This window comes from Thermodesulfobium sp. 4217-1 (assembly GCF_039822205.1).
Taxonomy (GTDB): domain Bacteria; phylum Thermodesulfobiota; class Thermodesulfobiia; order Thermodesulfobiales; family Thermodesulfobiaceae; genus Thermodesulfobium.
On the sequence record NZ_JBAGBW010000010.1, the window covers coordinates 36,702 to 61,224 of the forward strand.

22 protein-coding genes are annotated in these 24,523 nt (G+C 32.9%); 7 read left to right on the forward strand and 15 right to left on the reverse strand.

The annotated features are described in order from the left end of the window. The 5 genes from rpsP to V4762_RS05250 all read right to left on the reverse strand — a co-directional run bounded on the left by rpsP (nucleotide 1) and on the right by V4762_RS05250 (nucleotide 3,142). Nucleotides 1-246, reverse strand: a complete 246-nt coding sequence (gene rpsP, locus V4762_RS05230; protein WP_458646941.1) for a 30S ribosomal protein S16 — start codon at nucleotides 244-246, stop codon at nucleotides 1-3. 26 nt (nucleotides 247-272) lie between these two features. Next, nucleotides 273-1,586 carry a signal recognition particle protein gene (locus tag V4762_RS05235; RefSeq protein WP_347314727.1) on the reverse strand — a complete coding sequence of 438 codons (1,314 nt, stop codon included), beginning with the start codon at nucleotides 1,584-1,586 and terminating at the stop codon, nucleotides 273-275. 1 nt (nucleotide 1,587) lies between these two features. Then, nucleotides 1,588-2,463, reverse strand: coding sequence for a signal recognition particle-docking protein FtsY (ftsY, locus tag V4762_RS05240; protein ID WP_347314728.1), 876 nt, complete (start codon nucleotides 2,461-2,463; stop codon nucleotides 1,588-1,590). Nucleotides 2,464-2,729: 266 nt separating this feature from the next. Further along, entirely contained in the window at nucleotides 2,730-2,942 is a 213-nt protein-coding gene (locus tag V4762_RS05245; protein WP_347314729.1) for a 4Fe-4S binding protein, read from the reverse strand. Between the two features lie 17 nt (nucleotides 2,943-2,959). Further along, the gene (locus tag V4762_RS05250; RefSeq protein WP_347314730.1) at nucleotides 2,960-3,142 is read right to left on the reverse strand and encodes a DUF362 domain-containing protein; all 183 of its coding nucleotides are present in this window, start codon (nucleotides 3,140-3,142) and stop codon (nucleotides 2,960-2,962) included. Nucleotides 3,143-3,266: 124 nt separating this feature from the next. Here V4762_RS05250 and V4762_RS05255 point away from each other — a divergent pair, with 124 nt between their 5' ends. The 7 genes from V4762_RS05255 (at nucleotide 3,267) to pgeF (ending at nucleotide 12,904) form a co-directional block, all read left to right on the forward strand. Then, on the forward strand, nucleotides 3,267-6,395 hold the full coding sequence (locus V4762_RS05255; RefSeq protein WP_347314758.1) for a chromosome segregation SMC family protein: 3,129 nt from the start codon (nucleotides 3,267-3,269) through the stop codon (nucleotides 6,393-6,395). A gap of 95 nt (nucleotides 6,396-6,490) precedes the next feature. Continuing rightward, a complete protein-coding gene (locus V4762_RS05260; protein WP_347314759.1) occupies nucleotides 6,491-7,231 on the forward strand; it encodes a polyprenyl synthetase family protein in 741 nt (246 codons plus the stop codon). Further along, nucleotides 7,224-7,664 (forward strand): divergent PAP2 family protein, encoded by a 441-nt coding sequence (locus V4762_RS05265; RefSeq protein WP_347314731.1) that lies wholly within the window; start codon nucleotides 7,224-7,226, stop codon nucleotides 7,662-7,664. The genes V4762_RS05260 and V4762_RS05265 overlap by 8 nt, the downstream gene beginning before the upstream one ends. Nucleotides 7,665-7,698: 34 nt before the next feature. Then, nucleotides 7,699-9,570, forward strand: coding sequence for a 1-deoxy-D-xylulose-5-phosphate synthase (gene dxs / locus V4762_RS05270; protein ID WP_347314732.1), 1,872 nt, complete (start codon nucleotides 7,699-7,701; stop codon nucleotides 9,568-9,570). A 50-nt stretch (nucleotides 9,571-9,620) separates the two neighbouring features. Beyond that, a complete protein-coding gene (locus tag V4762_RS05275) occupies nucleotides 9,621-10,418 on the forward strand; it encodes an NAD(+)/NADH kinase (protein ID WP_347314733.1) in 798 nt (265 codons plus the stop codon). 51 nt (nucleotides 10,419-10,469) lie between these two features. After that, nucleotides 10,470-12,140: an AAA family ATPase gene (locus V4762_RS05280; RefSeq protein WP_347314734.1), complete on the forward strand. Its 1,671-nt coding sequence runs from the start codon at nucleotides 10,470-10,472 to the stop codon at nucleotides 12,138-12,140. After that, nucleotides 12,137-12,904 carry a peptidoglycan editing factor PgeF gene (gene pgeF, locus V4762_RS05285; RefSeq protein WP_347314735.1) on the forward strand — a complete coding sequence of 256 codons (768 nt, stop codon included), beginning with the start codon at nucleotides 12,137-12,139 and terminating at the stop codon, nucleotides 12,902-12,904. The genes V4762_RS05280 and pgeF overlap by 4 nt, the downstream gene beginning before the upstream one ends. 5 nt (nucleotides 12,905-12,909) lie before the next feature. Here pgeF and V4762_RS05290 read toward each other — a convergent pair whose 3' ends face one another. The 10 genes from V4762_RS05290 to V4762_RS05335 all read right to left on the reverse strand — a co-directional run bounded on the left by V4762_RS05290 (nucleotide 12,910) and on the right by V4762_RS05335 (nucleotide 24,500). Beyond that, nucleotides 12,910-14,175 carry a homoserine dehydrogenase gene (locus tag V4762_RS05290; protein WP_347314736.1) on the reverse strand — a complete coding sequence of 422 codons (1,266 nt, stop codon included), beginning with the start codon at nucleotides 14,173-14,175 and terminating at the stop codon, nucleotides 12,910-12,912. Nucleotides 14,176-14,194: 19 nt separating this feature from the next. Beyond that, nucleotides 14,195-15,853, reverse strand: coding sequence for an NAD+ synthase (locus V4762_RS05295; protein WP_347314737.1), 1,659 nt, complete (start codon nucleotides 15,851-15,853; stop codon nucleotides 14,195-14,197). Between the two features lie 43 nt (nucleotides 15,854-15,896). After that, nucleotides 15,897-17,015, reverse strand: coding sequence for a bifunctional diaminohydroxyphosphoribosylaminopyrimidine deaminase/5-amino-6-(5-phosphoribosylamino)uracil reductase RibD (ribD, locus tag V4762_RS05300; RefSeq protein ID WP_347314738.1), 1,119 nt, complete (start codon nucleotides 17,013-17,015; stop codon nucleotides 15,897-15,899). A gap of 35 nt (nucleotides 17,016-17,050) precedes the next feature. Continuing rightward, a complete protein-coding gene (rlmN, locus tag V4762_RS05305) occupies nucleotides 17,051-18,118 on the reverse strand; it encodes a 23S rRNA (adenine(2503)-C(2))-methyltransferase RlmN (RefSeq protein WP_347314739.1) in 1,068 nt (355 codons plus the stop codon). Next, the gene (locus tag V4762_RS05310) at nucleotides 18,111-19,367 is read right to left on the reverse strand and encodes a transcription antitermination factor NusB (protein WP_347314740.1); all 1,257 of its coding nucleotides are present in this window, start codon (nucleotides 19,365-19,367) and stop codon (nucleotides 18,111-18,113) included. The genes rlmN and V4762_RS05310 overlap by 8 nt, the downstream gene beginning before the upstream one ends. Before the next feature lie 3 nt (nucleotides 19,368-19,370). Continuing rightward, nucleotides 19,371-20,288 (reverse strand): methionyl-tRNA formyltransferase, encoded by a 918-nt coding sequence (gene fmt / locus V4762_RS05315; RefSeq protein ID WP_347314741.1) that lies wholly within the window; start codon nucleotides 20,286-20,288, stop codon nucleotides 19,371-19,373. Between the two features lie 34 nt (nucleotides 20,289-20,322). Next, on the reverse strand, nucleotides 20,323-20,817 hold the full coding sequence (gene def, locus V4762_RS05320) for a peptide deformylase (RefSeq protein WP_347314742.1): 495 nt from the start codon (nucleotides 20,815-20,817) through the stop codon (nucleotides 20,323-20,325). A gap of 92 nt (nucleotides 20,818-20,909) precedes the next feature. Continuing rightward, nucleotides 20,910-21,848 (reverse strand): YbgA family protein, encoded by a 939-nt coding sequence (locus V4762_RS05325; RefSeq protein WP_347314743.1) that lies wholly within the window; start codon nucleotides 21,846-21,848, stop codon nucleotides 20,910-20,912. 49 nt (nucleotides 21,849-21,897) lie between these two features. Further along, nucleotides 21,898-23,103, reverse strand: coding sequence for a methyltransferase domain-containing protein (locus V4762_RS05330; RefSeq protein ID WP_347314744.1), 1,206 nt, complete (start codon nucleotides 23,101-23,103; stop codon nucleotides 21,898-21,900). Between the two features lie 65 nt (nucleotides 23,104-23,168). Next, the gene (locus V4762_RS05335) at nucleotides 23,169-24,500 is read right to left on the reverse strand and encodes a deoxyribodipyrimidine photo-lyase (protein ID WP_347314745.1); all 1,332 of its coding nucleotides are present in this window, start codon (nucleotides 24,498-24,500) and stop codon (nucleotides 23,169-23,171) included. Between the last annotated feature and the right edge of the window lie 23 nt (nucleotides 24,501-24,523).

Below are 24,523 nucleotides of genomic sequence, written 5' to 3' on the forward strand. Positions count from 1 at the left end.
TTACCCTACAGAGTTTACATATTTTGAAAAAAGTTTTCCTACTGTTTCTGATGGCTTGGCTCCCTTTGCAATATAACTATTGTATTTTTCTACATCAATTTTTACTATTGCCTTTTCTGGTAATGGATTGTAAAAGCCTAACACCTCCTGAGTCTTACCATTTAATGGATCCTTTGCCTCAGCAACCACTATTCGATATGATGGTTGGTTCTTTGCACCTACACGTTGAAGACGAATTCTAACCACTAATAATCCTCCTAAAATTATATATTTTAAATTCTTCCTACTGGAAAGTTTGGTAATTTCATTCCCTTTTTCAAATTCTTTGATTTAAACATCTTTTTAAACATTTCATATTGTTTCAAAAGCTGATTTACCTCTTGAATTGTCGTACCGGACCCTTTTGAGATCCTCCTTTTTCTACTAGCATCTATTATTTCAGGCTTCTTTCTTTCTTTTGCAGTCATAGAGAGCATCACCGCTTCGATCCTTTTCATCTGTTTTTCATCTGGTACCATATCTTTCATCTGTTTAATATTTGAAAAACCAGGAATCATTGATAAAAGATCTTCCAAAGGACCCATTTTTCTAACTTGACGTAAACTATCTAAAAATGTATCGAAGTTCCACTTTTCGATTTCCTGAGGCGGTTTTTTGTTTACATCAATTTTAATGTCTGACACTTTTTCCATAAGACCTTCGATGTCGCCCATACCAATAATTCGATTTACTACCCTGGTAGGATCAAATTTCTCTAAGTTCTGGATTTTCTCACCTATGCCCAAGAAAACCAAGGGCACGCCAGTAACTTCTCTTAGAGAAAATGCGGCTCCACCTCTTGCATCACCATCAAACTTTGTCAGAATAGCACCCGTCAAAGGTATGGTCTCAAAAAAAGATTTTGCAACCTTTGTAGCTTCTTGACCCATCATTGAGTCTATTACTAAGATATTGTTCTTTGGCTGAAATCTATCGTTTAATAATTTTAGCTCATTGAGAAGCTCCTCATCAACATGGGTACGACCAGCGGTATCTATTATTACCAAGTCGTTTCCGTTGGTCTTTGCAAGTTTCAATGCACCCTCAAAAGCCAAAAAAGGATCTTTGTCAGTAAAAAATGGCACCTTAATAGACTGTGCAAGTTTTTCTAATTGTAGCTGCGCAGCAGGTCTTCTAACGTCAGCCCCTACAAGTATCGGCCTTTTGTTCTCTTTTGTAGCAAAGTAATTCGCAATCTTGGCAGAAGTGGTAGTTTTACCGCTTCCCTGGATGCCCACCATCATTATGACGGAAGGCTTATCAGAAAAGTCAATATTGCCAGGTTTTCCAAGTAAATTGACCAGTTCTTCTCTAACCACGTTTGAAACCAATGTGCCAGGTGAGGTTTCAGTAGTAAATTCTAAACCGTTTAAACGGGTCTTTATCTCTTCAACAATTTTTTTTGCGGCAGATAAGGCAATGTCAGATTCAAGGAATACAAGTCTTATATCACGGCATATTTCGTTAATTTCTTTATCAGTTAGTTTGCCATAACCTCTAAATTTTCTAAAAAGCCCTTGAATCTTCTCACTGAAGTCAGAAAGCATTTTACGGGATCAACCCTTCAGCATATTGAGTCTTATCAAAAGGCACTAAGTCTTCAATGCCCTCTCCTACGCCTATAAATTTAACAGGAATATTAAATTTTTTTGAAATATTCAATACATAACCACCTTTTGCAGAACTATCTAATTTTGTAAGTATAATACCAGTTACCTTCAAAGACTGTCCGAATACCTCAGCCTGTTTTACAGCATTATATCCTGTAGAAGCATCCAAAACCAAAAGAACTTCGGAGGGCTCACCTTCAATCTCTTTTCCTATTACCCTTTCAATCTTTTTAAGCTCTTCCATTAAATTATCTTTAGTATGAAGTCTGCCAGCAGTATCTATAATAATAGGGCTCTTCTTCCTACCCTTACTAGCCTTTAGACCATCAAATACTACTGCTGCGGGGTCTGAGTTTTCTTTTTGGGAAATTACATCTAAGTTCAATCTCTCGCCCCAAATTTTCAACTGGTCAATTGCGGCAGCCCTGAAAGTATCGGCAGCCACAAGTATAGGACTTGCATTAAATTCTTCAATAGAGTATTTTGCAAGTTTAGCACAAGTAGTAGTTTTCCCACTACCATTTACACCTATTAGAAGCCATACGCATGGACGCTCTTCTGTAAAAAAGAGCTGTGGCTTCCCCTCAGGCAGAAAATCTTCTATAGCATCTTTCAAAGCAATCTCAATAGGAGCAGCATTGAGCCATCTTTTCTTAGCATCTTTAACAATCTCAGTTGCCACATCAGAGCCAACATCTACGAGTAGGAATTTTTCCAATATTTCATCCCAATCAATGTTTTCCATGCCAACAACAGAGCTAAAAACCCTTCTTGTTCTAGTAAGTGCTTCTTTAACCTTGTCAAATAGGAACAACTATTAACTTTCCTCCTTTTGAATAAAAAAGATTAAGAAATTTTTGACTCATAGTGGCTAATTTTAACATAAAAATTAGTATTTTGTTTGAAATTTATTTTAAAATATTTAATCATGATTTAACTATATTAATAATAGAAAATATGAACGAATTGTTCAAGTGTCTTTATTTTCTCTAAACCATTTTTTAACCAATAACTATAGGCAAGTAATAAAAAATACAAATTACAAAACTTCTCATAACAAATTTCTCTCTAAAACAGAAACTAAGATTCGTTTATCTTTTCTTTGACTGCTCCATTGGGGCACACAATTGCACAAACTCCACAACCTTGACATTTATCTGGATCTATAACCGAAAATTCTACATCCTTTTCGCTTATAAAAATAGCGCCTGTTGGGCAGATAAGAACACATGCACCACATGCCTCACATAACTCTGGATCTATTGCAAAAACTACAGCTATCCCTTTAGCCAAATTTTCCTCCTTTAGCTTTAATCCTTAAATTCTATGGCACCCATTGGACAGATCAACTCACAAACTTTGCATTTGACACATTTATCGTGATCAAAAAAAACCTTAAAATTTAATAATTTAATAGCATTAACAGGGCACAACAAAACACAGGCTTCACAACCAACACAAATATATGCTTTAAAATCAAACTTAATACTCAAATATATACCTCATTTATATGTTATCATTATATTTCATTATATCAAAACATATAATTTTCGGAGGAAAAAGATTTATCTTCAGAATTTAAAAATATTTGGTTTCAAAAGCTTTTACAGAGAGTTTATATTTGAATTTGACAAAAACCTAAATATTATAGTTGGACCAAATGGTTCTGGAAAAAGCAATATAGGTGAGAGCATAAAATGGGCTCTTGGTGGAAAGATTTCTTCTATCAGAGCGGATTCTTCTTTAGAATTGTTGTTTTCTGGATTCAAAAATATTAAACCAGTAAACTATTGTGAAGTTGAGATTGGCTTCATTAATGAGTTCGAAACGACAAATTCTGAAACTATCGTTAAAAGGTCTATGTCCAGGGGAGGAAATAATACATACTTCATAAATGGAAAAGAAGTCCAAAGAAAGAACATGATAAACGCCCTAAGACCATTTGGACTAGGTGCAACTTTGTTTCTAATTATAGATCAAGGAACAGTAGATAAAATTTTGGATTTAGATCCAAACCAGCTTTGTCAAATATTCTTAGAGTCTTTAGGCTATGGTAACTATAAAGCAGAAAAAGTCGATCTTGAATCAAAGATTTTAGAAAAAGAAGAACAAATAGAAAGATTTCAAACAGAATTAAGAAAAAATAGATCCAGATTGGAAGTCCTATACAACGATTTAAAAATATATGACATATACTCCGAAATTTCTAATAAGATCGATATCATTTCTAAAGAGATAGTAATAAGACAGTTTAATAATTTAACTAAGGAAAGATTAATTATAGAAAAAGAGCAATTCGATATTGAAAAAGAGCTAAAACAGATCGCGGAGCACAAAAAAGCTCGTGAAAGTAAATATATTGAAATTAAAGATAAGATTAATGCTCTTGAAGGAGAGCTAACTACAAAAAATATTATTTTAGAAAAAGTAAACAGTGAGATTCATGAGCATGAAATATCCCTTGAAAGGTTAGAAGGCCAATTTACACTTTATGAATCAAAATTAAACACAAATAAAAGTGCATTAAATTCCAAAAAGGATGAGATTGAGCTTACAAACTTAGAAAATCAGAATAATATAAAAAAATTAGATAATTTAAAGAGTTCACTACCAGATTCTCTTATAGAAAGGGATCCAAAAGAGCTTTTAAGTTTGCTCAACTATTATGAAAAAAATATTGTTGAAAATGAAAAAAATAATCTTTTATTAAAAGAGCTGGAGTCAAAGGAAAAGTCTTTAAATTATTTTAACTCAGAGCTTAATTTAAATAAAAACTCTTTAGCTGATATTTCATTTAAATTAAACGAGAGTCAAAAAGAGCTTAAAAATATGGAAGAAAAATTCAATAATAATATTTTGAAAATCCAAAATATAAGTAAAACATTTGAAAAAGATCAAATATTAAATGAGAAGAGAAAAAATGAGAACAAAGAACTTCTTGGCTACTTAACCACAAAAGTAGATGGAATTTTAGGTTATATAGAAGATCTATATGATACCGATGAAAGATATAAGACAGCGGTAAGCGTGTCGCTCGGAAGTTATCAAAGATCCTTAGTTTTACAAAACAAAAAAGATCTCAGTAGCCTAAAGCACTTCTTAAAAAAGATTAACAAGATGATTAATGTTTTCGTATTAGATCTGCTGCCGACTTTCAAGCACCAAGTTCTTACAGAAGATATTTTACAGAAAAACCGCTCTCAATACTTGATAAGTCTTATTACTTTCGACAAAAAACTATCAATTCTTTTTAACAACCTTCTTGGCAATACCCTTTTGTTGAATTCGTTTGATGATGCGATTAAGTTAAGAGAGAATGAATCATTGTGGAAATACAGACTGGTAACCCTTGAAGGTGAAATCTTCTCATCAAATGGACAGATACAAATCGGCGACAAAACAGCAAAGAATTCAATTAGCACAAGCGAATACAATGATTTAAAGGCTATCACAGAAGGATTACATAATAGGATTCAAGAGCAAAAAGAGATTACCCATAGCCTGATCCTTGAACAAAATTCACTTAATGCCCAGATTAAAATTATTTTACGTGAGAGAGAAAGAATTGAAAATGAACTTGTATCTATAAAATCTAAATTATCAAAAACAAAGAATTTTTCCGATGATGCATTCTACCAATCTGGGGAAGTTTCTGATAATTTAAGAGAAAATGTCCAACTTATTTTTGAAATAAACACCATAAATGAGAGCATTTTGAACTACCAGAACAGAATTCTTAAATTAAATAAAGATCTGGAAGTCCTGGAATCTGAAGTAATAGAAATTAATGATAAAATAGATAAAATCAAAATAGAGCTAACGGTAATAAAGGATAATATACGATCATCTTTAAATAGAAAAAGCATCCTTGAAACAGAAATAAAAAAATTAAAAGATAATCTGCAAAGATACAAAGAAGTAAGCATTTTATTGGACTCAAATAAGTCGACCGAAAAAGAATCGGAAGTTTTAAAGTTATCTTATGAAATAAAAAATAAAAAGGATTTATTAGAAAGAAATTTATCCGAATTAATAAGCAATAATGATTTTCTAAATAGTTTTGTTGATAAAAAATTAGAAATAGAAGGAAACAAGACTTATAGAAATCATGCAATTCAAGAGCTTCAGAGTAACTTTAACAATCTTTTGAAACAAAAAAACGACTTGGGACCGATTAATTTTAAGGCTAAAGAAAGCTATAATCAGTTAAAGGATGAAATTATCGAGCAAGAGTCAAAGATAAAAAGCATACAAGACATCCTAAAGGAATCAAATTTAGCACTCAAATCGTTAGACTATCACGTAAATTGTGAAGTTATAAACTCTGTACAGAAAATAAACGAAAAGTTGGGCACATATTTCAATGAAATTTTTAATGGGAGCGCTTCACTAATACCGACTAAAAGCCCCATTACGAATGGAATAACTTTAGAAGTGAAGCTGCCAGGAAGAAGATTTCTAAACTTAGGCATGCTTTCTGGCGGAGAGCGAGCTATGATATCGATTTTACTTTATGTGGCACTGATGGAGAACAACCAGACACCATTTTGTTATTTTGATGAAGTAGATGCTTCATTAGATGAAGCAAACCTTGTAAGATTTATAAATTTGCTCCATATTTTGAAAAAGAGTAAACAACTGATCGTAGTTACACATCAGCGTCTTACAATGGAAGCGGCAGACAATTTGATTGGCATTTCCAAAAACCAGGAGGGAGAAATAAACTGTATAACGACAAAGAGATAGAAAAAATTTATCAAAAACAAATTAGTTATGTAGAAAAAATTTTAAACACTTTTGTTTACAATTTAGATAACATATCGGAGCAAGCAAAAGAATTCATAGTATACAGCATTGCAAGTGGCGGAAAGAGAATAAGACCTATTTTTCTAATTAATGTTCTGTCAAATTACAATTATGAAACCATAGCTGGTCTTAGTGAGGCTGTTTTATCATTGGAGTTAATGCACTGCGCCTCTCTGATACACGATGATCTGCCTGCCATTGACAATGATGATTTTAGACGTGGCAAGTTAACTTTACATAAAAAATATGGCGAGGGTGAAGCAATCTTGACTGGAGATGCGTTACAAATAATGTCATTTGATATATTATCTAATATATCAAATAAGGAAATTGCTATAGAGTTGGTTAAGGTATTATCGTCGAAATCTGGTATCAGAGGTATGATTGGCGGACAAATTTTAGATATATCAAAAATTGAAAATTTTGAACAAATGTACAATATAATGATCCTTAAAACAGCAGCCTTATTTGAAGCGAGCCTTATGATGGGAGGCATCATTGGAAAACTTTCAGATAATCAGATAAAAAGTTTAGAAAATTTTGGAAGAGATGTAGGCTTGCTTTTCCAGATATTGGACGACGAAAAAGACTTAGAAAGCGATCAGGGCGCAAACATATTTAAATATGCCACCAGGAATGATATAGAAAATTTAAAAATAAAGCTTATTGAATCTATAATATTATGTATGAATAAAAATTTTGATGATAGGTTCTTTGATAGATTCAAATGGTTGTTTGTAAATAAATTAGGTTTTAGTGGAGATATATTTGGATGAATTTTTATCAAACAAATTAATATGGATACCATTTACAGCTAGCCTTTTAGCTCAAGTTCTTAAGATGTTCTATTATTGGAAGAAGAACCACAAAGTAAATCTTAGACATCTTACAGAGGCTGGAGGGATGCCATCCTCTCACAGCGCACTTGTAAGCTCTCTGGCTACAGTTATAGGCATAAAAGAAGGCTTAGATAGCTCATTATTTGCAATAAGTATTATTTTTGCTTTCATAGTAATGTATGATGCTGCAGGAGTAAGGCAGGCAGCAGGAAAACAGGCAAAGGTCTTAAACAAAATAATAAACGAGCTCAGTCATAAATATTATTTTAGAGAAGAACATCTTAGAGAACTTATAGGTCATACCCCAGTTGAAGTTATCGCTGGTTGTTTCTTGGGAATACTTGTTAGTCTGATATTAATGAAATATTGATTAAGTTTTACGCAAGGTTCGAAAGGAGTTTACTTTGGATATTGAGATTTTAAATAAATTAGAAAATCCGAAACAAATTGCAAGCTTAAGTATAGATGAAAAGAGAAAATTAGCCAAAGAAATTAGAAAAACAATTATCAAAACTGTCAGCAAAAATGGCGGTCATCTATCTTCAAATCTTGGAGTAGTGGAGCTGACTATCGCACTGCTTTCAAAATTAGACCTGACAAAGGACTTTATTGTTTTTGATGTTGGACACCAAATATACCCTTATAAATTAATGACCAACAGATTCGAAAGATTTTCAACCCTAAGACAATACAATGGAATAAGCGGCTTTCCAAAAAGAGAAGAGAGTCCTTATGATTTCTTTGGAACAGGGCATGCTGGAACTTCTATATCAGCTGGTTTAGGCGCATGTATCGGCAAAGAGATATTAAATAAAGAAGGCAAAGTAGTGGCAGTAATTGGCGATGGAGCGATGACCTGCGGGATGGCGCTTGAGGCATTCAATTATCTTGGACACACAAAATCAGATCTAACAGTAATATTAAATCATAATGAAATGTCAATCTCACCAAATGTGGGCGCACTATCCAAAACCTTATTAGAGCTTAGAACCCACACCTTATATAAAAATTTCAAGTCAACCATAGAAACTCTTAGCAATAGACTGCCAAACGGAAAAACCTTTTTAGATTTTGCTCTCAGATTTAGGGATGCTTTTAAAGAAGTGCTTATAGGAAAATGCTTTTTCGAAGAGCTCGGCATAAACTATTACGGCCCTATTGATGGACATAACATAAATCTTTTAGAGTTTACAATTGAGAGGACTTTGAATCATCCAGGGCCAAAGGTATTACACGTAGTCACTAAAAAGGGTTATGGATACAAAATGTCAGAAGAAAATCCAACCTTTTTTCACAGTGCTCCAAAATTCGAAATTTCTACTGGAAAACCATTTGAAAAAAAGATATCTTTTACAAAAATATTCTCTGACACAATAGTCGAAATAGCCAAAAAGGATAAAAATGTGGTTGCTATCACTGCAGCAATGCCAGATGGCACTGGTTTAACAAAATTTGCAAATGAATTCCCAGATAGATTTTTCGATGTTGGCATTGCAGAGCAATTTGCAGCTACCTTTGCAGCGGGCTTGTCTACTCAGGGTTTGAAACCAGTTGTAGCAATTTATTCTACTTTTCTACAAAGAGCCTATGATCAGCTAATCCACGACGTGGCACTTCAAAACCTACCGATAACATTTGTTTTAGACAGGGCTGGGCTGTGTGGCCCTGACGGACCCACCCATCATGGAGCATTTGATTTATCGTTTTTATTGCCAATACCAAACTTACACATACTTGTGCCATCTGATGAAATTGATTTACAAAATATGCTCAACTATTCGGTTAAGTTAAATGCACCTGCAGTCATCAGATATCCAAAGGGAGAGATTGTAGGCAAGAGGCAAAGTGCCCCATCGAATTTCGATGAGCCTGAATTTATAAATAGAGGAAACAAAATAGCAATTTTAGCAATTGGACCTATTGTATGGAAATGCATCAAAATAATTGAAGAAAACAATCTGACAAATGAAGTCAGCATAGTCGCTTTTAAGAAAATAAAACCATGGACTGAAAAAACATTTGAGACATTCGAAAAAATATTAAAATCACACACAAAAATATTCACCGTAGAAGAGAATTCAGCTATTGGAGGTTTTGGATCGTATTGCCTACTTATGGCCTCAAGATCGGGGCAAGCCGAAAAATTTTCAGATATTTTGGGATTTCCAGATTACTTTATGCCCCATGGAGATAATAACTCTATAATGAAACAAATAAAAATGAGCGATGATGACATTCTAAAAACTATTAATCGTCTCTTAGTCGATCGGACTTAAAATATTGAAAATTATATTATGCAAAAAAATCTTTTTTAAGGTGATAAAAAATGGTAGATCATATTTTTTTGATTAAAGTAAACCCAAAAAAGCAATATAACTTGGATTTTCTTTATCGTTTAAGTAAAAAGTATACATTTTTTTCTATTGATAAAGAAACGCATGATATTACAAATTTTCCAATTAGAGGGGACGGAGATGCAATAATAACTTTTGGCGGCGATGGAACGTTGCTAAGGTTGATCCATGAAATTAATTTAGATAAAAATATTCCAATATTCGTACTGGATCTTGGAAGGCTTGGGTTTTTGTCTACTGGTTCTGTAGACGAATTAGAAGAATTTTTAATAAAATTCCCTGATGTATATTCAGAAAAAATCAGCCTTCTTGAGATAATGACTTTGGATAAGATAAAATATGCGCTAAATGAAATAATATTTTCAAGATCAGACCCTTTGATGGTTCCCTGGATATTGAAAATCGACGGTACAACATTTAAAGTATTTTCTGATGGAATTATAGTTTCATCATCTATCGGCTCCACAGCATATTCATATTCTGCTGGAGGTCCAATAGTTGAACATTTTTTTGATTGTATGGTAGTCACTCCCATTTCTTCCAGAGATCCCCGCTGCAAACCAATGGTCATTAAAAGAAAAGCGATTGAAATAGAATTCGATCTTAAATACAAAACGCTTTATTACAGCGTAGACGGACAATGCATAACCCCATTGAAAGGCGTTGAAAAATCAATAATTACACCTTCTGCAAAGTCAATAACCCTTTTGTTCAGTAAAAAAACCTCTTTTTTTAAAAAACTTAAGGAAAAGATGTCGTGGGGAACATGAAAATCTTATTTAGCTATAGATATAAAACTGGCTTTAAAGGAAATAAGTAATATGCCAAATGACATATCAGAATTATATTTTGATTCAGGAATAATTAAAAAAATCACAATTGATAATACTCTAATAATCGATAATATTACTATCGAATTTACAAAAAAAATAAATGCTTTAACTGGAGAGACTGGCGCAGGCAAATCGCTTATAACAGGAGCTATCGCATCATTCTTAGGAGAAAAAGTTATCTTTGTGCCAAAAAATCCAGATAAACCCTCAATTATAACTATTGAAATAAATGGACTTCACAAAGAAGGCTCAAAAGATATAAAAATAAAAAAGGTTACAAATCAGAGTGGCAAAAGTTCAACTTATATTGACGACAAGATATCAAACCAAAAAGCCATAAAATCTATTCTTAAATTTATAGAGCTAACAGGCCAACATGCCAATCAGTCACTCCTTAAGAAGTCATATCAAAATGAAGTTTTCGATTCCTTCTCAGAAAATACTGAGCTGAAAAAGTCATATCAAAAGGCCTTTGAGCGATATAGGGGATGTATACAAAAATTATCTGAGTTAAATACAAATTTAAAAGACATAAAGAATAGAAAAGAGATTTTACAAGATCTTTTGAAGATAATAGACAATGAAAATTTTTATAAAGGCGAGATTGCAAAACTATTAGAAGAAAGAGATATACTTAAGCAAAGCGAATTAGTCAACGAAAAATTGCAAAAAATATCTGGCATTATTTCATATCCATCAAGCTTATATGATTATATATCATCTCTTTCTGTTGAGATAAAAAATCTATCAAAATATGAACAAATCAATGACCTATTTGATTCTTTTATGAATCTAAAATCTTCTTATGAAACTTTTTGCGAACAAGTAGAGGCCAAGATTCTTAAAATGCCAGATTTTGCTGAAAGGTTTTTATATATACAAGATAGATTGGCAGCCGCTGAGAAAATAAGAAGAATCTTAAAGCTTCAAGAAATTGCACAAATAGAGACAGCAAGAGTTGATATAGAGTCAGAGATAAACAAAATTTTTGATTTAGAACAGGAAAAAGAGTTATTAGAATTAAATTTAGAAAATTTTAAAAATGAAGTTATAAGATTGGCCGATGAGCTCAGCAAGAAAAGATCTGACAATATTGATATCTTCTCGCAAAGCGTAGAAAACGAACTTAAAGAGCTTGATATTCCAAATGCAAAGTTTAAGGTAATCTTCAATGAACCATCTGGCGACATTGTAATAAACGGCAAATCATTTTCAAGATACGGTGCCGAAGAAATTGAATTTTACTTTAGCGCAAATCCTGAAATACCTCTTGAAACTCTTGAAAAAGTAGCATCAGGAGGAGAGCTTTCAAGAATTATGTTGGCCTTAGAACTATTGAACAATGACGAAAATAAAAATTCCAAAACATTTATATTCGACGAGATAGATTCTGGTATCGGAGGTTTCGCAGCAGTAAAATTAAGAGAGAAGTTGTTAGAGCTGTCAAATTTCAACCAAATTTTTATAATTACTCATCAAGCCAATCTTGCAGCTTGTGCAGATCTTCATTACAAAATCATAAAAGAGCAGAAAGATGATGTAACACATGTGACGGTTAAAGCGCTATATGAAAATGAAAGGTTAGAAGAACTTTCTCGAATGTTATCGGGTAATATTAGCGAATATGGACTAAAACACGCAAAGGAGCTTTTAAAATGAGTGAACAATTACCCTATCCCTTTATTTTTAAATCTCAATCACTAATACAGGATGAGAGATTATTGCGACTAGGCATAAAGCATGGTTTTTCAACGAGACTTTCTGGTGTAAGTGAGAAACCATATGACAGTCTAAACCTATCTTTTCAAACGAATGACATTCGCGAAAATATTGTTGAAAACCGCAAAATACTTTGTGCAGAAACGCAAGTTGGTCCAGAATGGTGCGAAGCAGAACAAATTCATTCATTTTATACAAAACAAACTCTTGCTCCTGGTATTGTGAGAAAAACTGATGGTCTCATAACTTCAAAAAATAATTTGCCATTGTTTATAAAAACTGCAGATTGTTATCCTGTATTAATAACAGAAAAGAAAAAGAGCTTCATAGCAGTTCTTCACATTGGCTGGAGGGGACTGTATAAGGGTATAATAGAGTCATTTTTTGACATAATAAAATTCGGCAGGGTTAAACCTCAAAATCTTATTGTATCTGTAGGACCAGGCATATCATGGCAACACCTTGAAGTGGAGAAAGATATAGCGGAATCCTTCGAAGCTCACGAAGATCTATCCTTTCACATAAAGAAAAGCCAAAATAAATATTATATCGATATTGCAGGCGGTATAGAACACATATTTAGAAAATACGACGTTTTTGATATTTGTATATTGAAACTCTGTACTTATGAAAGAGATGATTTGTTCTATTCATACCGTAGAGACAATGTTACCGGCAGACAGGGAACAATAATTTCTTTTTAGACGCTTTAATCTTGATAAACTCTCAATGTAAGAGCTATCTTTTTCACGCTTTCAATAGAGTTTAGCTTTTCAATAGCAGTATAAAAATTTTGTTCATTGCACTGGTGAAGGATAAAAACTAACTCAGCAAAACCTTCTTCACTAGTTTTTTGAACCATACTTTTTATGCTTACACTGTGATCAGCTAAAACCTTAGCAATTTTTGCAAGAACGCCCGGATTGTCGTTAACAATAGCCCTTAAATAAAATCTTGAAAACAACTCATCTGGTTTTAAGATTGCAGCCTTCGATCTAATGTTTCCAGAGAGTCTATGAGTGTGAGAATTTCTTATATGCCAGCTTATATCCATTATATCGCTTGCTACTGCTGATGCTGTAGGATTCCCTCCTGCCCCCTGACCATAAAACATAACCGAACCTACATAATCTCCCTTAACTAATATAGAGTTCATATTATTATTTACCGAAGCCAATGGATGAGAATAAGGCAGTAACATTGGATATACTCTAATATCGTATTTGTCGTCTTTTACGCACGCTCTTGCAATTAGCTTGATCTTGTATCCAAGGTCTTTGGCATACAGAACATCTTTAAGGCTAACATTATTTATTCCCTCAAATGAAAGTTCTTTTAGATCGATCAATTTTCCAAAAGATACCGAAGACAAAATAGCTATCTTATATAGCGCATCCATTCCAGACAGATCAGAATCTGGATTTGCTTCAGCATAACCTTTTTGCTGAGCCTCTTTTAAAGCATCCTCAAATTCTTTTCCGTTATCAAGCTTGGTCAATATATAATTTGTGGTACCGTTCAAGATTCCAACAATTTCTTCAATTCTATTCGCTGATAAACAAACCTTTAAGGGTCTTACTATGGGGATACCGCCTCCAACAGCAGCTTCAAAGTATATTGGGACTCTCTTTCTATCTGCAAGAGAGAATATTTCTTCTGGATGTTTTGCCAAAACTTCTTTATTTGCTGTTACAACTGGAATACCGTTTTCAATTGATTTAGTAATGTATTCGAGTGCAGGATGCACAGATCCAATTAACTCTAAAATTATATCTGGCTTTAAAGATAAGATCTCTTCAAACGATGAGGCTAAATATATATTTTTATCTGAATGTTTTGCCTTGTCTCTGACAAGTGCCCCTACCAAATCAAATTTTTCTCCAATTTTGTGAAAAATTACATCTTGATTATTTCTTATTATGCTTAGAACGCTGCTGCCAACATTCCCAAGACCTAAAATAGCAATTTTTATCATTGAAAAACCTCCTTGTTTTCTATAGATCCTCCAACTTTGGTTTCATTGCAATTGGATATCTTCTGCCATAACCAAAGGCTTTTCCGCTGACCTTCAGGGTGGGCGGAGCTTGCCTCCTTTTATATTCATTTCTAACAACCATTGAAACGACTTCAGAAACTATTTTTTGATCAAATCCACAAGAAACAATTTCTTTTATCGATTGTGCATTCTCGATAAACAATTTTAAAATTTTATCTAAAATTTCATAAGGAGGCAACTTTTCTTGATCGTATTGGCCAGGTCTTAGCTCTGCTGATGGTTTTTTTGTAAGAACCCTATCTGGTATAACTTTTCTCTTTGTGTTTAACCATCTTGAGATATTATAAACGTCTTCCTTATAAATATCTGAAATCACAGCTAAACCACCAGTAAGGTCACCATATAAAGTAGTGTAACCAACTGCCATTTCAGATTTGTTTCCTGTGCTTAACAAAAGCTTGTTAAATTTGTTCGAAACTGCCATAAGCAAATTCCCTCTTATTCTTGCTTGCAGATTTTCTTCTGTAACATCTTTATTATAACCTTTAAAGACATCCATCAAAGATATGTCAAAAGATTTCATTAAAGATTCTATAGGAATTACTACTGTTTTAATGTTAAGATTCTTTGACAACTCCATAGCATCCTCAAGACTTTCATTTGAGTTATATGGTGAGTTCATAATTAGCCCTATTACGTTCTCACAACCAAAAGCATCAACAGCTATACAAGCAGTTATAGAAGAATCTATTCCCCCGCTAAGGCCTAAAACTGCTCCGCTAAAACAGGTCTTTCGACCATATTCTTTAAGGCCAAATACTAAAGCCCTGTACATTAACTCTGTTAAGTCGTAATCTTCATTTACACAGACTTTACCTGAAATAAGCTCGTCTGTATCAATAGAAAAAATATTTTCTTCAAAAAAGGGCGCTAAATATTTTATCTGTCCTAACTTTGACATATAAAAACTCGCACCATCGAATATCAACTCATCATTTGCTCCAACACAATTTACATATAGCAGATCAAAATCAAAATTTTTAGTAATTTTAGAAAAAATATCTTTTCTCTGATTAAATTTTATAGAATGGTAAGGAGATGCAGAAATATTTATTACAAAATCTATTTTCTGACTTTCTTTATTTTTTGTTATTGCATCCTTGAGCGGATTTTCGCCATATAAATTACATTCATCGCCCAATCCCCAAAGATCCTCACACACAGTTACAAGTATATTTTTACCATCTATATTTATAAAAAATGGACTCTGGCCTGGTTCAAAATACCTGGTCTCATCAAATACGTCGTAATAAGGCAAAAGCATTTTCTTTGCAAGACCGATAATTTTTTTATTTTTTGCTAAGATGCCCACATTATGAATCTTTCTACCAACTTCTTTGTTTTTTTGGATAGAACCAAAAAGAATCGGGATATCTTGAGTCAACTCAACAACCATTTCGTTGTACTCAAATGCTCTTGCACAAAAGTTTTCCCTTTCCAATAAATCTTTTGGGGGATAACCTGTAATTACCATTTCAGGCAAGACCACTAAATCAGCATTGATTTCTAAGCCCTTTTTATACGTCTTCTCGATTAACACAAAATTATGCTCAAAGTCTCCAATAACGGGGTTAACCTGACCTACAACTATCCTCAATATATTCCTCCAGTTTTAGAATCTTTGTATTTATATATTTATGTTAATTATATTCTACAAGAGAGGTAACCAATACATCATTGCCTATTTTTTTTGTTTTAAGCGGATTCAATATCACTATGTTTTGATCGATTTCATATCCGGGACCAGAAAAAGGTGTAGGAGAATTTCTCCCACCTAATATCTTAGGAGCTATAAAAAAGTTTAACTCATCTATCAATTTTTCTTTTAGAATATGGAAGGCAAGGGATCCGCCGCCTTCAAGCAAAACTTTTATAATATTTCTCTTACAAAGCTCTCTCATAAGATTCGTATAAAATTTCTTTTCGTCTAATTCAAGGATCTGTACGCCCTGACTTTCAATCTGATCAGAAATTTTGTTTCTTGAACCTTTTTGAATTGCAAGTATGGTATCGCCCTCGTTAGGAGTGTTAAAAACCATCAAATCTTTTGGCAGAGCAGCCCTGGGATCTACTATAACCCTTGCTAATTTTTTCTCTACACCCTTAAGTCTCACATTTAAAAGTGGATCATCAAAAATTGCAGTCCTATAGCCAACCATAATAGCATCGCATTCAGCTCTAAGTTCATGAACATATTTTCGAGACTTTTCAGAGGAAATATATTTACTCTTGAAATTATGATCCGCTGTCTTGCCATCCAAGGTCATTGCACATTTATATATCACCCATGGTAGGGATCTATTCATAGCTTTAAAAAAGTGTCTATTTATAAATTGGGCTTCTTTCTCTAAAATTCCATTTACAACTTTTATTCCTGCATACCTTAGTATCTCGACTGATTTCCCACTCATTTTCGGATTTGGATCTAATGTGGCAATAAACACTCTTTTTATCCCTGAAGAAACTATTTTTGAAGTACAAGAAGGAGTTTTACCATAATGAAGACATGGTTCCAATGTAACATATAAGTCAGCACCACTAAAATCTATATCTTTCGACTTCAATGCATTTGCCTCCGCATGGGGCTCGCCGAAAGCCATATGATAACCTTCTGAGATAATCTTTTTATCTTTTACAATCACACATCCAACCATAGGATTTGGAGAAGTAAAGTATTTCCCATTTAAGGCTAATTCCAAAGCCCTTTTCATAAAAGATTCATGTAAGTTCATTTCATCTTCAACATCCGTATCTAACATAAGTATATCCCTCACTCCCTTTCTCTATCTCGAACTCATTCATCTTCTACAATATTTTCCTTTGCAAGCTGTTCGGTCAAGAGTGCCAGCTGACCACAGGCTCCATTTATATCTTCACCCTTAGATATCCTTATGGTGGTTTTTATGCCAAAATTATTAAGCGACTCCTCAAAGATTTTAATCCTTTGCATTTTAGATTTTATTGTAACATTAGAATTCGACTGGTTATATTTTACAAGATTAACGTGAGCATGAAGTCCTCTTAAAAGATCTTTTAATCTAATAATATCCTGATCGCTGTCGTTTATGGCGTCCATCAAAATATACTCATAGGTTACTCGCCTTTTCGAACTTATGGCGTATTCTTCTGCTGCCCTAAGAAGTCTTTCAATATTAAAAATATTATTTACAGGAATAAGCTTAGATCTAACCTCGTCAGTAGTTGCATGAAGAGAAATAGCCAATTTTATTGGAAGATTTTCATCTTTAAGCTTTCTAATGCCATCTACATATCCGCTAGTAGAAATTACCATTCTCCTTGGGCTCATTGCTCTCCCACTCTTATCGGTTAATATTCTAATAGCCTTAATTACATTGTCAAAGTTCAGCATGGGCTCGCCCATTCCCATAAAAACAATATTATCAATTTTCCCAGATTTAGGCATGATAACATTTTCAACAGAAAGAACTTGAAGAATAATCTCTGATGCTTTCAAATTTCTTTTAAAGCCGATCTTCCCAGTCGAACACATTGCACATCCCACAGGGCAGCCTATCTGAGAAGAAACACATATTGTATTTCTATTGTTATGTTTTATATAAACGCTTTCAATAAATTCTGAATTCCCAAGATCAAACAAGAATTTCATGCTCATATCTTTCGATTGGACAACATTCTCTGCTAATAAAAAAGATATATCAAAGTGCGACTCTAAATATTTTCTTAAATCCAAGCTAAGGTTAGACATAAGTTGAAAATCATAAATATTATTCTTATAGACCCATGAAAAAATTTGTTTCGCTCTGTATTTTGGCAAACCTAAATCTAAAAAATATTTTTCAAGCTCACTTAAAGAAAAATCAAAAAACTTTTCTTTATTCACAATATTTCTCTAAACAGCAAATAAAAAAAGGCTCTAAGTTGAGACCAACCCAGTCTATTTTCGGAATTGAGTTCTCTATAATTATATCCTGATGTATATATTTAGAAGATATAACACCATTTATAGTTCTAAAATTTTTGTTCTTTTGTAAAAATTTATCAATTTGGTTCTTTCCTTCAAATGCTGTAAAAGTACAAACAGAATATACAACTCTGCCATTAATTTTTAAAAATTTCTTAAAAAAGTCTAAAATAGTTTCTTGTTTTTCAGACAATAACTTTATATCATTCTCTTTTAAATGAAAAATAATATCAGGTTTGCTTCCTATTGTAGCAAGTCCGCTGCAAGGGGCATCTATTAGAATTTTATCCGAGATAGCGAAAACAGTATCATAATTATATAGAGTTGGGGTAATTAGTTCTAAATTATATTCTTCGCAAGTTTTTTTGAGAGCGCTAATTCTGTTATTTGAGATATCGACAGAGACTATCTTTTCAGGCTTATTTGAATCAGAAGTATAATCTTTCAATATGTATTCTAAAAACACGCTCTTGCCACCGGGAGACGCTCCAACCTCGATAATATGCTCCCCAGGTTTTGGATCAAGGATTAAAACTGATAACATAGAGCTCTCGGATATAACAAGATAGCTTTCTTTAGGTAATTTTTCCAATATCTCAGAAAAAGAATCAGTGTAATAGTAATTCTTAAAAATTTTGCCAGGATAAAGTTTATCTGAAAGAGAATTTATTATATTAGAAATCTCAATGTCCTTGGAGAGAACAAAAAAACCTGGCAATGGAATAAGTTTAAAGTTATTTAAACTTTTTATATCCAATTTTGCATCAACAACTTGATTATTTAAAAAATCTGGCAAACTTATATCGCTATCTATACAGTCATCATTTTCGAGCGAAGTTAAGATTTTGTAAAATCTTTTCGTATAGAAATCCTTTTCAGTTATTGATCCGTATTGGCTGAAAACTATATGTCTTTCTTTATTAAGAAGTTTTAGTTCCACGATTGCCATCAACAATGCAATCACTTCACTTTTGGACAATCTTTCCTTTGACAATTTCTCAAATAATTTATAACCATTTTTTAAAACAGAATTTACAATTAGCTTAAAAAAAGCTCTATCTCTTCCATACAAATCAATATTTTTGGTAACAAGGTGAAGGTATGCACCCTGATAAATTATTCTCTTTAATATTTTAAAAGCATATAGCCTTGAATTAGTAATGCCCAAAAGTTATAAAAGGTCTCCAATTCTCAATCTCAAACCATTTAATAAGTCTTTACCTTTAATCCTTTTTTTCCCTGGAAATTGAACATCTACCAAAGATATTATCCCATCGCTTGTTCCGACCTTTAAAGCTTCTCCCTCCACACCCACGATTTCAAATGGCTTAGCACTGCCTTGAGATGAATATGCACTATAAACTAAAAGTTCACCCTTGCTGGAAGTTGTCCTAGCAATAGGATCTGGATTGGCCGACAAAACTTTTCTTTCTATATTTATTGCAGAATCTTCAAATGAAAACTTTGCTTCATTAAATTCTAACAATTGGGCATAAGTAGCCTCAAAATTGTCTTGAGAATATTTTTTTGAAGAATTGTTTTCTATAGAATCTAAAACTTTAATCAATAGTTTCGAGCCCTCAATTGATAGAAAGTCTAATATCTCCTCAGTGTTTTTCTTTTCAGATATTTTAAAAGAAATCTGGTCGTATATATCTCCTGAGTCTAATTCCTTTACTACCTCATGAATTGTGACTCCAAAAAGATCTTCTCCATTTAAGATCGTTCTGGGCACAGGAGCGATACCCCTATATTTGGGTAACAAGGATGGGTGAAGGTTTATCATCTTATATTTAAAAAGATCAATAACTCTCAAGGGTATGATCTCTCCAAAAAAGGCAACGACTCCTATTTCTGGTTTCAAGGATGAATAAAAATCTAAAAAGTCAGGGTCTTTAGTTTTTCCACTATATAAGGGTATATTGTTCTCTCTGGCAAATATCTCAACTGGAGAAGGTTTAAGAACCTTTTTCCTTCCATAGCAGGATGGCTTTTTGGTCACTATACCTAAAACATTATGCTTTGATTGAGTCAATACTTTTAGCACATTGACAGAGTAAACGGGGGTTCCAAGAAAAATCAAGTTCAAAAAGCATTTCCTCCTAAATTAATATATAAAAATTTTATTTTTCAAGTTTTTCTTTTTGTTTTTTGGATCTATCCTCAGCCGTTTCCAGATATTCAGCTTTATCTATAAAAAGACTGCCATTTAGATGATCGAATTCGTGCTGTATGACTCTTGCTTCATAGCCTTCTTTATTTAGAAGAATTGTTTCTCCATATAAATCTTGGGCTTGAACGATTATTTTAAAAGCCCTTTCTACGGGCCCGAAAACTCCAGGTACGCTTAAGCAACCTTCAGTGTCAACTTCTGAACCAACCTTTTCAATAATTTCGGGATTAACAACTACCTGCAAATTATCATCAATTTTGTAAATAAAAAATCTGCTAAGTTCACCTACCTGAGGCGCCGCCAGCCCTACTCCATTGTTTGAGATCATTATGTGTGCCATTTCTTCAACAAGAAATTCAAGATCTTTATCAAACTTTAACACTGGAAGGCTTCGCATCTTCAATAGTGAATTTGGATGTGTTAATATCTTTCTCTTATAAATCAATTAAAACTATCTCCTCTCAATTTATATATCTTATTTTAACATGTGTATAATAATAAAAATGCTTAGGAATGTTTAAATAAAATATAAAAATTTTATCCCAAATCGTCTGGATATGGGTTTAAAATAGTTTGTTCCAAGATATACTTGTCTTCGAATCTATAAGACCAAATTTTTAAGATTTCAATTAGAGTTTTTAAATCTACAATATTATTAAAATACTTTTCAGTTAAAGAAATAAAGTAATTTCTTTCATTTGGATTTAATTTATCTGAAAAATATCCAAAAATATGCTGTAATACATTTAAATACTTCCCCTTGCTAGTTCTACTAGCCAGAGAGCTTACAAATAGATCAAAATAAGTTTTTTTAGTCTCTTCAAAATCGCTATCCTTTTGATATTTGGCTATTAAAGATCCCATTGCTTTTAATTTCTGCTGATTGAACGCCATTAATAAATATTTATTCTCTCTGTGAAATTCCATTAATCCTTTAATATTGTTAATTTTAAGCATCGACTCTCTAAGGTTTGCGATAGAGAATATTCTTATTATATAATTTTGTTTAATATTTACATTTTTCAGTCTGCCTTCATCTTCTGTAGGAAAATTAGGGAATTTTTTTATAACTTCGGCCCCAAACATCCCTCTCCCCTTCGCGTGATAGACTTTTGCCTCTTTATCCTTGTATACCAGTGCATTGCCTATTGCGCAGGAGGGAGACTTTCCCTTAAGGAGGAAGCCATCGAAACCGCTCAAAGAAGTCAAAAAATTATTTGAAAAAGAGCGCATTTCATCAGTTAAATCTCTATTTTTGGATGTTTGGTACAGCCTAAAGTCGTCGTCTGACTTGTACACTATAATTCTATCCCTAGGGACGCCAAGATTTATTGATAACTCAGGACAAATCGTAATAAATTCGCAGTAATTTTTAAGCTTGATAACAAAATCATCTTTAACAAATAATCCATTATAGCGAACTGGCTGCAAATCTAAACAGGCACTGACTACAATCTTTGGCTTTGCAATATTCATAGTTTACCTACCTCAAATTCTTAATTTTCAATATAATTAAAATTATATCTTACTTATTTTTAACTCCCCATACCGCAAAAACAGGATCTGAAAATTCCTCTCTGAAAAAATATTTATCACCTTCAGGACGAGGATACCCCCTTATAGACAAGGTGTTAATATTTCCAAACCCAGACTGTATAAAATACTCCAAAACCATACCAACTCTTTCAAATTCGTGCAAATCCTGCCATATCTTAATAGCCTTTGGGGCAAACCATCTGTTTGAAATGGTAACAATAAAAACTCCACCAGGTCTTAATATCCTAAGAATCTCATTAAATATTTTAAAGGGATTATTTAAGTATTCAATTGAAACGGTACATACAACCGAATCAAAGGAGCTATCCTCATATGGCAGTATAGAATTAGAATTTAGATCCTGCAATGTCCAATCATCTAAAGCTTTGTTTTCTGATAATTCCTTTTCGTTTAATCCAAGACCACTGACTCTATTGAACTTAACATTTTTAGGAAGATGAGAATCCCAGCTACACATAAAATCAAGAATATCAGTATTTGGTTTCAGTAATGAGCCATAAATTGAAGAAATATGTTCTATAGCAGTAAGGTCAATATGATTTACAAATCTTGGAGACGAATAAAAAACTAAATCGTCATTTTCATCTGCCCTTTCAAGCGATTCACCAGAAAAGAAATCGGTTGGAGTGTTGTTCCACCTTGCTTGTATCCCTGCGTCAAATGCAACTTTGTCAAACCAATCAATGCACTTACCGCCAATCTCAGGGTTTTTCGGTCTTAGATCGATAAAGTTGGCCCTTGCGACAAAATCATACCTTGAAAAGGGGTGATTAAAGTCAACTAAAATTTTGTCATTCTCTATCCCTACTAACCTAAAAGGTTCAAAATTATCTTTAAATATATTTGAAACTCCATCAATAATTCCTTTTGGATAAAATCTACCAATTTTTGGCTCAATTATTCTATCTTTTATAAACTTTTTATTGAACTGAGAATAATTTATAAAAAAAGTTTTTTTTGGATCATATCTTTCAATATATTCTCCTTGCAAATACTCTCCTTCTATCAGAGATCCTACATCAGAATTTATAAATTTTTCATAAAATTCTTTAGGGAAAATATCCCTCCAAAGGTTTAACTTAGAAATATAATATCTATCTTCATGTAAGATATTATATGCTTCCCATCTAAGAGAAAGCTCAACAACTGCGTTAAATGAAGAAATATCTATCATAGCAGCCTCCAGAAAAGTATTAAGTATTTAATTTAGATACCTAATAAATATTATAGTATCTATTCTCAGTTTTTTATATATTTATTTAAATCAAACTTTCTAATTAAAGAGCCCTGTGACATCCACCTAACCTTGCCAAATATTTTTCTCTCCTTAAAGGCCCTATCGTGTAAGCCAAAACACCAGAGTATGCCCACATAACTATTTGGATCTCTGCCATCAAGAGCGTATTTGTTATTTAGATAAATCATAGCGTCATAGGCATCCTCAATATTCTTAGACCATTCAATTATCTTTTTGCCCCAATACATTCTCATATAGTTATGAATTTTGCCTCTTTTTTTCAATTCTCGCTGAGATGCGTTCCAGATCTCATCATGGGTCTTGCTGTCTTCAAACTCTTCTAATGAATAAACATATTCTCTTTTATCATCCTCGTGTTCATCAAAAGTCTTAATGGCCCAAGAAGGCAATAAGTTTTCTAAATTATTTAGATCATTTGAATAATAAGTGAAGTTGTGAGACAGTTCTCTTCTAACTACCAATTCCTCTTGAAACGAATAATAGTTTTCAGGATTTCCTTCCACCTTTTCTAATTCATTTAAAATCTCAATTGGGCTAATATTCCCAAAGTGCAAGTATGGGCTAAGGTTGCTCTCAATGTCTTTATTCGGGTCGCTCCTACAGTCTTTGTAGTATTTAAGCTTGTTCCCAATAAAGTCATCAAGGTTTTTTTTAGCTTCTTTGTAGCCACCTACATATGGCGCAGGCGAAACAAAAATTAAATTTTGTCTGATTAATTCGTTCTCAATGTTATCTAAATCAATCTCGATCTTTGGATGTAAAAAAGCACCATTATATTTAACCTCTTCGAAATCATGTCTATGTTCTTCAAGATGTTTTAGAATTTTTGGTCTAATAGTATATGCTGCGTATTCTCTTTTTGGACTAGCCAGATTTACTGGCAAGACTAGATTGGTATCAACCTGATAAACTGTAATCTTATTTTCATCATAAATAGCATTTTTAATGTTTATCAAATTCGGCAGATAAGATTTATCGGTAACCATCATTTTTGCATTATCAATATAAGGCCTCAAAATGTCTTGAAACCTTCCAACTACTATGTCTATTCCAATTTGTTGTGATATCAGTTCGTCAGAAACGTCTTTTAGCCCTTCAAGAAAAAATTTGAAACTTCTAAAATTTCCCTCAGGATAAGAAAAATCTATCACAACCAAGACCATTAGCGGAAGAGATTGTTCATTTGATAAATATTTAGCATATTCAAGACTGTGATTATACGTTGTCCTAAAAGCTCCCTGCATCCAATACAAAATATACTTGCCAGGTTTATCAAAAGCCTGAACTTCTTCTACTCTTCTATCAAACTTCATAAAGCCCCCGATCTGAAAAGTTA